The sequence below is a fragment of the Microcoleus sp. genome (genome assembly GCF_049646505.1).
Classification (GTDB): Bacteria; Cyanobacteriota; Cyanobacteriia; order Cyanobacteriales; family Microcoleaceae; genus Microcoleus.
The window spans coordinates 1-16,017 of record NZ_JBARVX010000561.1; the positions used below are offsets into that span (position 1 = coordinate 1).

A 16,017-nucleotide genomic window follows, 5' to 3' on the forward strand; every position below is an offset into this window, starting at 1 on the left:
GATCTTGCGCCAACAATTAAAGCGAGAACGTTTGGTAGTAGGGATGCTGGAACGGATTCGCTCTTCTCTGAATTTAGCAGAAATATTGACAAAAGCTGTGGCTGAAATCCGGAATTTTTTGGATACATACCGGACAATTATTTATAGCTTTAATCCTGACTGGAGCGGTTTTGTAACTGTCGAATCTGTGGGCGAAAATTGGGGTTCGCTTCTGGGAATAAATATTAACGATTTTTGCTTTCAATCCACCAGCTATGCTGCTGCTTATAAAGATGGTCGCACTGCAGTTATCGATGATATTTATCAAGCCGGTCTTGCCGAGTGCCACATTGATTTTTTACGTCAATTTCAGGTGCGAGCTAATTTGGTAGTGCCGATTTTGCAAGGCGATAACTTGTGGGGATTGTTGATTGCTCACGAGTGCGCTGGCTGCCGCCGCTGGCTGGAAATTGAGGTGGAGTGTCTCAAACAAATTAGCGTGCAATTGGCGATCGCGATCCAGCAATCGACGCTGTTCGAGCAAGCACAAGTTGAAATTGCCGATCGCAAACAAGCCGAGTCAGCTTTGCAGGAATCGGAAGCGCGAGAACGCTTAAAAGCACTAGAGTTGGAAGCAGCAATTAATAAACTTAAAACCGCTCAAGGTCAGCTCGTTCAAAATGAAAAAATGGTGAGTTTGGGTCAGCTAGTTGCTGGTGTTGCTCACGAAATTAACAACCCCGTCAGCTTCATTCACGGCAATATCAGTCCGGCTCGCGGTTACAGTTTAGATTTGCTGGAATTGATTAAAGTTTACCAGCAATACTGTCCGAATCCTCCGGTCGAAGTGTTGGATAAAATTGATGCGATAGATTTAGATTATATTCTTGAAGATTTCCCGAAATTGTTTACTTCGATGCAGGTAGGAACTCAGCGAATTGTCGAGATTGTCAAATCATTGCGTAACTTTTCCCGCTTGGACGAGTCGGCGGGGAAGTCGGTCAACATTCACGATGGAATTGACAGCACTTTGATGATTTTACAAAATAGGTTGAAATCTCACAGCAGCCGTCCGGCGATTCAGGTAATTAAAGATTACCAGCTATTGCCGGAAGTTGAGTGTTTTCCGGGCGAGTTGAATCAGGTATTTATGAATATTTTGATTAATGCGATCGATGCTTTGGAAGAACGGGACAAAGGGCGGACGGTGCAGGAGTGCGATCGGCATCCGAGCACGATCGCGATTCGGACTTATCCGGCTGCTGCGGGCTTCGTAGCGGTATCTATTGCCGACAACGCCGGGGGGATACCGGAGCCGGTGCGATCGAGGCTGTTTGACCCGTTTTTCACGACTAAGCCTGTGGGCAAGGGCACGGGTTTGGGATTGTCGATTTCTCACTCGATTGTAGTCGATCGGCACGGCGGCCGATTGAGCTGTATTTCGACACTGGGAGAAGGATCGGAGTTTGTGATTGAAATTCCTGTGCGATCGAAAAACCCCGGCGGTTGGAACCCAGGTTTGCAAAAACAAAATCCGCCGGCGCGGGTTGAATAGACCTCTTGCAAAAGTCGATTGAGAAAAACCCGGCGGTTGGAAACCGCGTCTACACAAACAAAACCCGCCTCCGCGGGTTCAAAAAAAACCCCGGCGGTTGGAAACCGCCGAGGATTTCTCTCAAATTCCAGATTTCTCAGTCTGCAGAGGCGGACATCGTTTGTGCAGGCGCGGGTTCCAACCACCGAGGATTTCGGCCCGCGTGACAAATGCGATTTTTACCTTCAGTTTTGGCTTGAAAAAGAGCGCTGTCAGCGCTGCGAATTAGGGTACTGCAAGATTCCTCGCCAGCCGGAATCGCCGTAGCAATTCCGCAACTGAGGGTAACATAAGAGCCGATCGGCGATCGCGCGTGAGGCAGTTTCAAGCTGGCGATATTGTCGCAAATTTTCCGGGCGACAGCGTGTGCCCCTTCGGCGCTGGTATTGGGCAGCACTACGGCAAATTCTTCGCCGCCGTAGCGGGCGGCAAAATCCCCAGCCCGATTGGCAGCAGAGGCGATCGCCCCGGCAACTTGGCGCAAACAATCGTCGCCGCCGACGTGACCGTAAAACTCGTTGTAAAGTTTAAAAAAGTCGATGTCCAACATAATTAAAGAAAGCGGCAGTTCTTCTCTTGCCAATCTGCGCCACTCCAACATCAAAACGCGATCGAACTGGCGGCGGTTGGCAATGCCCGTCAGCCCGTCAGTAGTTGCCAGTTGCTGCAATCTTTGATTGGCTATTGCGAGCTGGCGGTAAAGTTGAGATTGTTCGATCGCGATCGCCACTTGATTTGCTAAGTGCTGTAAAAAATCTATTTCCCACTGCTGCCATTCCCTGATACCGCTGCAATTGTATGCTGTCAGCATTCCCCACAATTTATTGCAATTTTCACTCCTCAAATCCGGCGTACTAGAACCCTGCGCCTGCGGTTGAGCAGCCTGCCGCGAGATATAATCTTCCACTGCATCTGGTTTATTTTCTGCTTCCCAAAAAGTGCCTTCTAGCCTGTTATTTGCCGTTTCCCAGTCGCCCGATTGCCAAATTGGCACGCTTAAAACTGCTGCAATTTCACAATCTGCCAGCAACTCTTTGTAACTGCCAGTTAATTCGGCAGCGCTGACATCTGCTATTGCTTGTACCGACTGAGATTCGACAAAAACAAAGCACGACACCGCCAATGCAGCACTAATATTTTGGTTTTCAATATAACCCAACGGCAAACCATCACCTGCGGCGATCGCACCTTGTTGCTCTTCCCCGTCGAGTTGAGATGCCCAATCCTGACAGCGATAAATTAAAACGCGGTCTGTTTTCAGAAATTGGCGCACTTCTGCGACGGTACTTTGGAGAATGCTCGCCGCGTCTATTGACGATCGAATATGTTCGATCATTTGTCCCAGCAGCCGCTCCCGGAGAGCTTGCTGCCGCAATTGTTCTTCGATGCGCTGGCGTTCGATCGCGTAATGGATCGCCCGCACCAGCAGAGTTCTGTGAAATCTTCCCTTTACCAAACAATCTTGAGCGCCCGATCGCAACAGCGACAGCGCCGTATTATCGTCGTTGATATCCGTCAGCACCACAACCGGCACTGTGGGCGATCGGGATTTCAAAATAGCGATATCCTCGCTTCCCCCCAAACAGTCAGACACTGACAAATCTAACAGTATTGCATCAAATTTTTCTGCTTCCAGACACGCCAGTCCTTTCTCCAGAGACTTAACAGTTTTAAGGCGAAACAGAGACTCGCTGAATGACCCTAAAAGGTCTTCAATCAGCGTCGCATCTGCGAGGTCATCCTCAACCAACAAAATTTTCAAACATTGGTGACGTGTTAACACAACTATAGCGTTCGCAGCGGGTTAAATGATTTTTTTTTCTTTTGCTATACTTACCCTGCAATATGTCGGTCTATCAAATGCAGTTTACCCTCAAACTATCCATCTCAACGTCAATTAAAGCTTACAGATCCCGACGCGGGAGCGAAACAATTTCAAACCAATACTGAGATAAAGTCTTCATTACCTCAACCAATCCTTCAAAAGTGACTGGTTTGGATATGAAAGAATTCGCACCCAAGCGGTAGCAAAGCAAAATATCTCCGCTGCGGTGCGACGTTGTGAGAATCGCCACCGGAATTTGTTGCAAATCCGGGTCAGCTCTGATCGAAGTTAGTGTTTCTCGCCCGTCCAGCCTCGGCATATTCAGATCCAAAAGTATCAAGTCTGGCTGGTGCCAATTGCTGCTACCAGCATATTCACCGCGACGGTACAAATAGTCTAGCACTTCTTCTCCATTTTCCACAAATTCGATTTTAATTGCCAATCGAACTTCTCGCATTGCTTCCTGCATCAAAAAGCGCGTGTCCTCGTCATCGTTGGCGATTAAAAGAGTAAACTTTTTATTGTTGTTATAATTCACGGCTTTGCCTCACCACGAAAGGATTTTGTGAAGTAGCGGGACTTGGAACGGTGTCCGATCGCCTGCAAAGCATCTGTAGTCCTCATCCGGCCAACCAAGCTGAAAAAATTGCCATTGTGTTGCAACAATTTGAGACTTTGCATAATGCGCCAAGCTTTGCGAATCCGGCTTGTTTCACTTGGCACTCTGTCCGAGAACAGGCCAACTGCCAAGACATCACAAATGCTAGTCTGCGAATTACTAGGGAAACGACTGCATCCCAAAGCAAGATGCTCGGGATAAATTTGAAATAAACTGACAAGTCTTGCACGCACCGCTGATTTTTAAATTGTATAAGGATCGAGCTAATATATTTATCTTGATGGATTTTGAACAGAATGTCATCAGTGAATATGCTACAATTTTACGAGCATTTGTGTAAAGAACAGATAAAGTTATTTAAAGTTTAAGTAAAACCAGTTTTCCAAACAAAATCCAAATTTAAGGCCGCAATCCAAACCCGGACAGCCATTCCCTGTTTGCCCAATGCCCCAATTCCCCATCTAAAATCTCAAATCGCTGCCGACTGTTAGTGGCGGACTGCTGACTTCACTTTGCTACAGGAATACAAAAATAAAAAGTCGAGCCTCTACCCGGTTCTGATTCTACCCAAAGGCGGCCGCCGTGCCGATCGACAATTCTTTGACAAATCGCCAAACCGATACCCGTTCCAGAATACTCTTTTGGCGCGTGCAAGCGCTGAAAAATCTGAAAAATTCGCGGATAGTGCTCTTCGGCAATACCAATACCGTTGTCCTGCACCGAAAACACCCAGTTATCCCCCTGACGCAAAGCGCCCACCCGTACCACCGGCACCCTGTTGCTGCGGTACTTAATCGCATTGCCAATTAAATTTTGAAACAGTTGCAGCAGTTGAAAACTGTCACCTGCAATCCTCGGCAAATCGCCCCTAGTTACAGTAGCTTGATTCTGGCGGATCGCCAACTGCAAATTAGCGCAAGCATCCTCAAAAACCAGATTGCAATCAATCAAATCGAAACGTTTCGGACTGTTCCCAACCCGCGAATACTCCAGCAAAGCATCAATCAGCGCCTGCATCCGCACGCAAGAATTAACAATATTGCCAATAAATTTCTTTCCTCGCTCATCAAGTTGGTTGTGAAAGCGCTTTTCTAATAGTTGAGCGTAGCCGGAAATCGTGCTCAAAGGCGCTTGCAAATCGTGAGAAGCCACATAGGCAAACTGTTCGAGTTCGGCATTAGAACGAGTTAATTCTTCAGCGTAGCGGGTTTGAGTCTCTAAACTCGCTTGCAGCAGTTCTTCTACCAGCTTGCGCTCGGAAATATCCTCGATCGCACAAATCAAATACTGCGCCGTCCCCTCAGCGTCGCGGATTGTCGAAACAGTAACATTCGCCCAGCGCACTTCCCCATCTTTGCAGATCAAACGCTTTTCCAGAGAAAAAGTTTGCATCTCCCCGGATAACAGCAAGCGCACGCATTCCGTGTCAGCTTCGATGTCATCGGGATGAGTAATTGCCCGCCAATGAAGCTGCAACAATTCCGATTCTGCATAGCGGACAATTTGACAAAAGCCGGGATTTACCCGTATCAATTGACCGCACAGCGAGGTTTTTGCTATGCCGACTGCCGCTTGCTCGAAGATGGCGCGGAAGCGTTCTTCGCTTTCTCGCAGGGCAATTTCGGCTTGTTTGCGATCGGTTATATTGCGAAATGTTACTGCCAGACCGTCGTTTAATTTGACCGCGACAATGTGCAGCCAAACACCTGGATCTCGATCGCATTCGTAATAAAATTCTTGGTCTACAGTTTCTCCTGTTTCTACTACAGAAACGTACAAATTAAATAACCTGCTATTGCGGATTTGGGGAATTTCTGCCAACAAATTCTTGCCAACTATCTCGTTTAATGACTGCTCCGAAATTTTTTCAGCAGCGCGGTTGACTAACAGCCACAGGAAATCCACAATATTTCCCTGATTGTTGCGGACAGCAGAATAAGCCACCACACCGTCTAAGGAACTATTTAAGACGCTAGCAAGCAGCGATTGCGACTGTTGCAGTTGAGCGTTTTGCTCTTTTAGTTGCTGTTGCAGTTTTTGGAAGCTGACTTGCTTGTCGATGCGCGCTAAAACTTCTTCTATTTGAAAGGGTTTAGCAATATAGTCCGCACCGCCAACTCGAAAAGCTTGTAATTTATCGTTAATATCATCTAGTACGCTTAAAAAAATCACCGGAATTTGTGCGGTTTCCGGTGTCGATTTCAGTCGGCTACAAACTTCATAACCGTTGATTTCCGGCATTCTAATGTCGAGCAAAATTAAATCCGGGCAATGGGCGATCGCAGAATTCAACGCCAGTTGACCGCAAATAGCTCGGTAAACTTGATACCCCTGGGCTGTTAGCAGTTTGGATAAAAACCGCAGATTGCTCGGTTGATCGTCTACCACCAATATTTTAATTTGGCTGTTATCCATTTATTTTAAACTCGATTGAGTTAAATCAATTATCCTGTCGAGCCGGTAATCGACAAGCAAATCTTTTAAAGCCTCAGCTAAAGTTGGATGACTTTCAGAAATGCGATCGACAATTTGAACCGCCAGCTCTTCATTAACATCATTAGCTGCGCTGTAGAGTTCCTGCACCCAACTTCGAGGCATCTGGGCCAGCAGCGGCAGGAAAAATGAATCGGGTTTTTCCATCGCAAAATAACGGCGCAAAGCCCCCGGTTCCAGTCGGGGCAACTCTTGATAAATATAGCGCGCTCCCAAGTAGCAAGCCATCTTATCAAAAAGGATTTGTTCTTTAAAAGGTTTCCGCACAAAATCGTCGCAACCTGCGGCGATAATTTCGCCTTTTCTTTCCTCAAAAGTGCTAGCAGTCAAAGCAATAATTACAGTTCGCGGCTTAGTTTGTTCCTCTTTAGCTCTAATTTGTCTGACAGCTTCAAAACCGTCCATTACTGGCATTCGCGTATCCAGCCAAATTAAATCCGGCTGCCAACTTTCCCAAAGTTCAACAGCTTGGAGGCCGTTTTCGGCTTCTCGGACTTCAAAACCAATTGGTTGCAGTATTTTCACCAGCAGCAGCCGATTTTCTTGATTGTCGTCAACTGCTAAAATCCGATAAACTGGTCGATCTGGTTCCAATCCGATTACCCGCTGCAAAGTCGCGACTGTTATTTCCGACGAAATCGCAGGAAATACTCGGATGTTGAATTTAAGACTGGTTCCCTCACCTAAAACACTGTCTATCCAAATCTCTCCGCCCATTATTTCTACAAACTTTTTAGTAATTGTTAAACCCAATCCCGTACCGTCAGCCGCTTGTTTGCCTGCTTCTGTTTGCACGAAAGCATCAAATAAAGTATCAATTTCTGCTGCTGCTATGCCAACTCCCGTATCTTCAACTTCAAACAAAATTAAATATTGTTCGGCGCTGCTAGAATTAGGAGAAATTTCCGATGCTGCCGGCTGCTTGCCTTCCACCCTCGCGCGCAGCCAAATGCTGCCGCCGTTTTTGGTAAATTTCATGGCATTTGCCAGCAGGTTGATCAAGCAGACGCGCAGCTTTTTTTCATCGGTTTTTATATATTGGGGAACATTGACATCTACGGAAAATCTCAGTTGCAAATTTTTGGTTTCAGCTTTGATTTGAAACATCTCTTCGAGAGTGTCGAGGAGTTGATAAAGATCGAAGCTGCGTTCGTCTAAGCCAATTATCCCGGCTTCTATTTTCGACAAGTCTAAAACATCGTTAATTAGTTCCAGCAAATGTTGACCGCTGCGGTTAATAATTCCGAGGTTTTCGATATTTTCGTGGCTCAGCAAAGAGTCGCGGCTCATGACTTCGGTAAAACCCAGGATGGCGTTGAGGGGAGTCCGCAATTCGTGGCTCATGTTAGCAACAAATTGACTTTTTGCCAGCGATGCAGCGGCTGCGGCTTCTTCGGCTTTTTTGCGTTCTATTATTTCTTGTTGCAGTTCGGTATTGCGATCGATCAATTGTCTTTTCAGTCTTTTGATAGTCAGTTGGTGTTCGATTCGCGCTAAAACTTCTTCTATTTGAAAGGGTTTTGTGATGTAATCTACCCCTCCAACTTTAAAGGCAGTTACTTTGTCCAATACTTCATCTAAAGCGCTGATAAAAATAACAGGAATTTCTGCTGTCTTCGGCTCGGCTTTGAGCTGCGTGCAAACTTCGTAGCCGTCTATTTCCGGCATTTTGATGTCGAGCAAAATCAAATCTGGAGAACCCGACCGCGCGGCTCTGATTGCCATTTTGCCGTTAATTACGCCCCGGACTTTGTACCCGCGATCCGACAGGGTTGCTGATAAAACTTGCAAATTTTCGGGCGTGTCGTCAACAATTAATATGTTGCCTTTACCATCTTCTGTTTGATTGGTCATCGATCGCTATTTTTTGTTATATTGAAAATTGCTGAAATTGTGAAAATCGGTTAAATAGTCATTATAGCACTCGCCCGTGAATCAACTACTTTGATATTTACAGAACTTATACCATTTGAGATTTGAGATTTGAGATTTGAGATTTGAGATTTGGGAATGACTGATGATTACCAGGGTGTGGAACACGGGCCTACAGGTAAATTAGTCGATCGACCTAAATCATCAATCATCCCGAACCCGCCCCTCGTATAAAATCCGTTGGTATCGGAATTATTCCTCTCTCTCTTCTCTTCCTCTGTGTCCTCTGTGGCCTCTGCGGTTAAATCATTCCGATGCAACCGTAAACAATATCACCCATCTTCCTTTCCCCCCTCTTCCCTCTTCCTTCTTCCTTCAAACATTTCTAAACTCCTCAATCAAATCGATAATCCGATCGCACCGGAAGTTATTCGCCAAATCGGCGATCGCCCTGCCGAAATCAGGCTGAATCCCAGGAATCGACGACAGCAGCTCAAAAATCCGCTCGTTATCAACCGCATCCGCCGCATCGTACAATTCATCAACCCATTGGGCCGGCATACCTTCAAACAACGAAGCATTCAGCGTAAAAGGTATATCAGCAGTTTCAGGTACGCAAACGTCACCGGGCGCGACAGCATCCGAACTCGGCGGAGCTTCTCGATCGTAAACATAGCGAACTCCCAGATACTTAGCCATCTTTTCCAGAATCACTTGCTCCCGAAAAGGCTTCGCCACAAAATCATCGCAACCAGCAGACAAAATCACCGATCGCTCCTCATCAAAAGCACTCGCCGTCAGAGCAATAATCACCGTTGCTTGACCCTTCAAATGCGCTTTAATTTGTTTAGTAGCTTCGTAGCCGTCCATCACCGGCATCCGCATATCCATCCAAATCAAATGAGGTTCCCAACTCGACCACACCGACACAGCTTCAAGCCCATTTTCAGCGTCCCGCACAGTAAAGCCGAGCGATGCCAGCATTCTGACCAACAGCAAGCGGCTTTCCAGGCGATCGTCAACAGCTAAAATCCGGTATTCCGGCTGTCCCGGTTCCAGCCCAACAACTCGACGAGCTGTCTGAGCCACCTGAATTTCCACTGCATTAGGCAGCGATACTTTAACATCAAATCTAAAAATACTGCCGTTGCCGACACTGCTTTTTACAGTCATTTCTCCTTCCATTAACTGCACGAATTGTTTGCTGATAGGCAAACCTAAACCAGTTCCTTCTTGAGCTTTTCTACCGCTTTCTGTTTGCACAAAAGGTTTAAACAAATTGTCTATTTCTTGCGGTGAAATTCCCGTACCAGTGTCTTCAACTTCAAACAGCAAGCAGCAATTTTTAATCGGTGCAATCTCTCCGCAGTTTTTGTCTGACAGCAGCTCATGTTTGATTCTTAAATTAACACCGCCTTTTGACGTAAATTTAATCGCATTTCCCACCACATTAATCAATACTTGGCGCAACTTACTTTCATCTGTTTCTACATATTGAGGTAGGTCTACAGTCGCATCACAAATTAACTGCAACCCTTTTTTTTCAGCTTGCAGCTTCAGCATCTCTTCCGTATTTTTGAGCATTCTGTGCAAGTCGAAAGTGCTGTTATTAACTGTTACCAGCCCGACTTCAATTTTTGACATTTGCAGAATATTGTTGATCAGATCCAGCAAATGTTCCCCGCTGCGGCTAATAATTCCTAAGTATTGCTGTTGGTCGGCATTGAGGACTGCCGCACGGGCAAGCAGTTGGGTGAAACCGAGAATTGCGTTGAGGGGAGTTCGCAATTCGTGGCTCATATTCGAGAGGAATTCGCTTTTTGCCCTGTTGGCTCTGTCGGCTTCTTCTTTGGCTTTTTTCAGGGCTATTTCTGCTTGTTTGCGCTCAGTAATATCGCTAGCTGTTCCTGTTGTGCCGCTGATATTTCCGTCCGCGTCCAATCGCGCAATCGCCTTCGTATTTACATCGATCGATCGGCTATCTTTTCCTATTACTATACTTTCGTACTGAAACACATCATCTCCCGTCAACAAGCGCTGCTGCAGTTCCCTGTTCCAGTCTATTTGTCCTGGTGCCAAGAAATCCCCAAAAGAACATCCGAGCATTTCTTCAGCTTCGTAACCGTAGATTTGTTTGACTGCTTGGTTCACAAAAGTAATGTGTCCTTGGGCATCGCAAGACCAGATAATATCTTGGGAAGTTTCAACTAAATGGCGGTATTTTTCTTCGCTCTCTGCTAGAGCTCTTTCGGCCAGCTTGCGGGCAGTAATGTCCATCAAAGTTGTGAAGAGTTTTATCAGTTGCCCTTGTTCGTTGACCACTGGTTCTCCTCTGGATTCGATGTAGCGGATGAAGCCGCCTTCACTTGTTTCTGACGGGAAATTATCCGCACCAATTGTCGCTTCAGGCCGCACAATTCTAAATTCCAGACTGTAGCATTGCCCGCTAGCAATAGCAGCGTCGATCGTTGTTTGCCATTTTTGCCGATCGTCCGGATGCACGTATTGCGGAAACTCAGCTAGAGTTGGCGCAGCCCGGGTTGAATCGAGACCGAAAATATGAGATAATTCTTCCGACCAAGTAGTTGTATTGGCAGAGAAATCGCATTCCCAATTGCCGAGGCTGGCGATTCTTTGCGCTGCTGCTAAAGAAGCCGCTAAAGCGCGAAGTTTTTCTTCTGCCAATTTGCGATCGCTAATATCTTGAATCACAGAAATCACGCAGGTTTCGCCGTGAATCTCAATGATTTCAGCAGACAGCAGTCCGGTTCTGAGTTCCCCAGTTTTAGTGTGCCAATTAAATTCGTAGTTGCGAACAATTTCTTGTTCCCCTAACATTTTAAACAACTTAGCGCGGGCTTCTATACTTTCCCAAAGATTGAAATCGAGCGCCGTGCGATCGAGAATCTCTGCTGCAGAATAACCGATAGTCTGGCAAAAAGCCTCATTAATTTCTAAATAACTACCGTCTTGAAATCTGGTAATAGTAATCGGGTTAGGAGAAGAACGAAAAGCTTTAGCAAACTTTTCCTCAGACAAGCGCAGTTGTGCAGTCCGTTCCTCCACTAAAGTTTCCAATTCTTGATTCAGCGTTTGGAGTTGAGCGTTTTGTTCCGCTAATTGCTTCTCCATAAAATAGCTGTTGACCGCTTCTTTTACAGTCAACTTCAAATCTTCTGACTGCCAAGGCTTCGATATGTAGCGGTACAACTTAGCATATTTAATAGTATTCGCCACTGCTTCGAGGTCTGCTTGCCCCGTCAGCATAATTTTGATAGTTTTGGGCAAAATTTTGTGAATCTGCTTCAGCAATTCGTCCCCTTTAATACTCGGCATCAGATAGTCAGAAATCACCGCCACGATTTCGCTGCCCTCTGCCAGCAATTCATCTATTAACTCTAAAGCATCTTCGCCGCCTTCAGCAATTTCTAATAAATGTTCTTCTCCTAGGGCTTTTTTTAACTCAATTTTCAAACTCTCAAGAATTATCGGTTCGTCATCCACGCAAATAATCACAGGTTTATTATTCATACTTTTTTCAAACCAGATTTAATAGTTTCTACTAATTCATTGCCATCCCACGGCTTGTACAAACAGCGGTGCAAGTTGGCTTGCTCTTTCACCCGTTCTATTGCCATTTCATCCGCTTGACCTGTCAGCATGACTTTCACAATTTGGGGATATTTTTGATGAACCAATATCAAAAACTCATCTCCTTTAATACCGGGCATCAACCAGTCCGATACTATGACCAAAATCTCGTTTTCATCTTCTTGTTTAAGTTCTTCGATAATTTCCAGAGCTTCATCAGCATTTTCTGCTACTTCATACAGGTAAGCATCGCCAAATTCTTTTTTAAGTTGGATTTTCAAACTGTTTAAAACTACAACTTCATCGTCAACGCACAGAATTACTGGTTTGGACATAAATTTTTACTCATCTTTGAATTTCAAATTGGGAGGGAGATTGCACCCGGTTTTTATTGTTAATTGCCTAAGTAATTTCGACAGGCAAAGACACAGTAAACTTGGTTTGACCGGACACGCTTTCTACTTGGATTTTACCTTGGTGCTTTTCAATAATTTTGTGAACTATATCCAATCCCAAACCGCTGCCTTCTCCAGCAGGTTTGGTCGTGAAAAAAGGCTCAAAAATTCTTGGCATAATCTCTGGAGGAATGCCGGGGCCGCTGTCAGTAATACAGACTGATATTGAGTTATCTTGGTGTTTGACATCAATTTTCAACACTCCTTTGTTGCCCATCGCTTGTAAAGCATTGTGAAGCAAATTTGTCCAAACTTGATTTAGTTCATCAGGATAGCATAGCATAGAGGGCAAATCAGTACCATAGTTTCTGACTACTTCCACACCGTGTTTTATTTGGTAGTGGTAAAGCGTTAAAACGGTATTAATCCCGTCAGTAATATTTGCGATTGTCTTGGAGCCTGACTGGTCGTAACGAGAGTAGCTTTTCAAAGCAAAAACGATTTTGGCAGCTCTATCTGTCGCAGTAGCAATATTTTTAGTGCTTTTTTGCAGCGTAGCAAATTCGTAGGCAGTTTGTAAAACATTTCGATTTTTGCTGTTTTTCAACAAAGGTAAAAAAGGTTCTACGTTATGGCAAATGCCAATATCTAACAAGGTACAGGCCAGGCTGTCTGCGTCGTCAATTCCTTCTGATTCTAATTGCCGCTGCAAAACTTTTTTTAACTGACGTTTTTCTTTATTAGATAAGGTGTCTGTTTCCTCGCTTGATGCGTGCAGCAGCGACAAAAAATCCTGCAGCCGTTCCGGGGATAGTTGCTGGAAAAATCTCGGCAAATGCTCCAATTGTTTGGCCCAGAAATCGGCGATGTTCTGCACCGAGGAGCGAATCGCCCCCAAGGGAGAATTGATTTCGTGAGCAACTCCGGCAATTAACTGTCCGAGAGCTGCCATTTTTTCTGATTGAATCAGTTCTTTTTGAGTGTGCTTTAGTTCTTGGAGGGTATGAGCTAATTCCGCATTTTTTTGGGACAGCGCCGACTCTGCTAGTTTGCGGTCGCTGATGTTGCGGGCAACCCAAATCACTGCATCTTTTGAGAACAAAGAGATGCAGGCAGAAAACCAAATTTCGCGACCGTTAAATGTTAATTTATAGTCCAAATTTAGCGTTTGTTCTGTTTCTAATACTTGCTTGACTATACTCCACCAATCATCGGGGTGATCGTCGTCAAAAAAACGTTCTATCGTCAAGCTGACTGTATCGCAATCAGGTTCATAAAATGCTGCCGAATTGGTGGGTAAAACTTCTATATTGCCCTGAGTATTGAGTACGAGAACTATGTCTGTCATTGCTTCAAAAACTCCGCGAACTTTGCTTTCAGAAAAGTGCAATTTTTCTTCTAGCAATTTGCGCTCGCTAATTTCTTGCTGCAATTCTTCGTTGCTGGCTGCTAGTTGAACAGTGCGCTCTTGCACTCGCTGTTCGAGTTCGGTGTTGAGGCGGCGGACTTCAGCTTCAGCGGTGGCGCGGTCTTGTATTTCCTGCTTTAACTGACTGTTAGCGTTAATTAATTCTAAAGTTCGCTGTTTAATTTGTTCTTCTAAATTTTCATTTAAAAGTCGCAATTGTTCCTCTACTTCGCTTCTCCGAAACGCTTCTTTTTGCAATTGTTTGTTCACTTCTTTTAACTCCTGAATTTTTTCGGCAACTGTTTCCTGCAAAAGCTCGACATTCGCGTGCATTTCTACCGGATCTAAGACCTGCAGCAGCGTACTTTGGGTGATAATTCCGGCTAAATATCCTGCTTCGTCCACTACCACCAAGCGCCGGATGCGGTGCTGCTGCATGAATTGGTGAGCCTGCCACAATGTGGCTTTTACCTGCAAAGGTATGAGGGGAAAACTCATGACGGCTGCGGCAGTCGTGCTGGCAAAATCGAGTTCGGCAGCTTGGAATTTAACAATGTCGCGTTCTGTGATTATGCCGACAGGTTTTTGATTTTTGTTGTCGCATTCACTGCAAATGACTGTGCAGCTTTTGCGCTGGGTTGCCATCTGTTTTGCGATTTCTAAAACTGGGGTTTTAGTTGAGGAAACTATTACTTCGGCGGTCATGATTTCTCGGGCGCGCCGCATTTGCAGCAAGTCGCTTGGTTTCAGGATTTGACGGATGCTTTCTGAGGTGATGACGCCGAGCAAGTTTCCGCCTGCGTCTGTGAGGGGCAAGTGACGGATTTTTGCAGATCGCAATATGCCCAATACTTTGAAGATATTCTCCGCTAGATCGATGGAAATGGCGATCGGATTTTGCGTCATTACCTCAGCAATTGTCAGCCCTGCTATGGGTATTTCGCTAGCAGTTATTTTGACAACATCGCGCTCAGTCAAAATCCCGATCGGTTGCTGCTCAAGCGCGATTAAAACGCAACTGGCGCTCGCCTGAGTCATGGCGGCGAGCGCAACTTTTAACGGTGTATCTGGAGGCAGCACCGGCGGTTTGAGGTCGATCGCCTGTTCGAGCAAGTGTTGGTTATCATAAACTGTGGTTGACATGGGCAAATCAAGAGAGAGAAATGTAGGCAAAATCGGCAATTAATACCCAAATTGGGTTAAATATTCCCTTTATTTCTTAGCCAGTTCCGGCAGGCGAAAGTTGGTCTAGAGGCGGTTGCAGCCGCCTAATTATCAAGGGGGCGTGACTCGGAACTGGCAATTAATACCATTTTAGATTTAAAATTTGACAATGGCGACACCCCATCGCGCTCGAATTTTGACATCTGTCTAATACCATTTTAAATTTTAAATTTTAAATTCAAGAATTGAACAATATGACACCGTTTTCGGTTGCACCGGTATTGTTCAAATGTCCGAACAGCTTTCGAGTCAACAGTCAACACTCAAGAATCACCTGACAGTGCAGCCGCGATCGATATAACATCTGTCGAGAGTTGTATTTTGAGTCGCGCACCGGTATATTTTTTTAGTAGAATAGGGCAATTCTCGCATCATTTGTATAGTTCATTGTAGGGTGATTCCCACCCATTGAAGAACCCCGATCGAGGGTAGGCACTCTTAGCACTACCTACAAATTTTGTGAATGATTTAGGATTGCAATAAAGCTAAATGGCGATCGGAATTGACACAGTAAACGTCGTTTGACCGACAGGGTAAACGCATCTGGGAGCATCTGTGTCGGAAAGCAGCCCAGCTATAAATTGGAGGCAGGAGGAAGAAAGAAGGAGGAAGAAAGAAGGAGGAAGAAAGAAGTGAGGAAGAAAGAAGTGTTGTTACAAATATGAGACGATCCCTAGAGATCGCTTTCATAGATTTTCCTAAAAATTTTGTAGCCGGGAAAGTGGAGCATAACTGCTGAATCTTAGGGTGCAGGTTAAGGAAATTGTGAAGAACCTGCCTTGAAATCAGTGTAACTATTGATACCTGTCCGCAGGTGTCGCCACAAATATTCTCAGATTTGCCAGTAACTCGTACCTCAGAAAATCGGGGTGCCGGCAATTCTCAATCATCAGCCTAGTTCCCAAAAACCATGCAGCGGCAAGGAGTCGATTTCTGCTTGCAGGTGCAGGAACTTAACTTGCTGATCGGCTTGGTAGGGGCACTTAGCCGAATCTAGTTTGCCGGCCAAGCTGGTCG

9 protein-coding genes are annotated in these 16,017 nt (G+C 45.4%); 1 reads left to right on the forward strand and 8 read right to left on the reverse strand.

Features of this window, described 5'->3' with window-relative positions; genetic code table 11:
• The coding region (locus WBA89_RS26355; RefSeq protein ID WP_424410605.1) for a sensor histidine kinase at positions 1-1,534 on the forward strand (1,534 nt) is incomplete at its 5' end.
• A gap of 136 nt (positions 1,535-1,670) precedes the next feature.
• Here the strand turns inward: WBA89_RS26355 and WBA89_RS26360 are convergent.
• The 8 genes from WBA89_RS26360 to WBA89_RS26395 all read right to left on the reverse strand — a co-directional run bounded on the left by WBA89_RS26360 (position 1,671) and on the right by WBA89_RS26395 (position 14,919).
• A complete protein-coding gene (locus tag WBA89_RS26360) occupies positions 1,671-3,356 on the reverse strand; it encodes a diguanylate cyclase domain-containing protein (protein ID WP_424410607.1) in 1,686 nt (561 codons plus the stop codon).
• Between the two features lie 121 nt (positions 3,357-3,477).
• Entirely contained in the window at positions 3,478-3,936 is a 459-nt protein-coding gene (locus tag WBA89_RS26365) for a response regulator (RefSeq protein WP_424410608.1), read from the reverse strand.
• Positions 3,933-4,121 (reverse strand): hypothetical protein, encoded by a 189-nt coding sequence (locus WBA89_RS26370; protein WP_424410609.1) that lies wholly within the window; start codon positions 4,119-4,121, stop codon positions 3,933-3,935. Before WBA89_RS26370 ends, WBA89_RS26365 begins: the two co-directional genes overlap by 4 nt.
• A gap of 403 nt (positions 4,122-4,524) precedes the next feature.
• Positions 4,525-6,432 (reverse strand): PAS domain S-box protein, encoded by a 1,908-nt coding sequence (locus WBA89_RS26375; protein WP_424410611.1) that lies wholly within the window; start codon positions 6,430-6,432, stop codon positions 4,525-4,527.
• Complete coding sequence (locus WBA89_RS26380) at positions 6,433-8,364, reverse strand: response regulator (RefSeq protein ID WP_424410613.1); 1,932 nt, start codon at positions 8,362-8,364, stop codon at positions 6,433-6,435.
• Between the two features lie 393 nt (positions 8,365-8,757).
• On the reverse strand, positions 8,758-11,913 hold the full coding sequence (locus WBA89_RS26385) for a PAS domain S-box protein (RefSeq protein ID WP_424410614.1): 3,156 nt from the start codon (positions 11,911-11,913) through the stop codon (positions 8,758-8,760).
• Positions 11,910-12,308: a response regulator gene (locus WBA89_RS26390; RefSeq protein WP_424410616.1), complete on the reverse strand. Its 399-nt coding sequence runs from the start codon at positions 12,306-12,308 to the stop codon at positions 11,910-11,912. Before WBA89_RS26390 ends, WBA89_RS26385 begins: the two co-directional genes overlap by 4 nt.
• Before the next feature lie 67 nt (positions 12,309-12,375).
• A complete protein-coding gene (locus WBA89_RS26395; RefSeq protein ID WP_424410617.1) occupies positions 12,376-14,919 on the reverse strand; it encodes a CBS domain-containing protein in 2,544 nt (847 codons plus the stop codon).
• Positions 14,920-16,017: the final 1,098 nt, after the last annotated feature.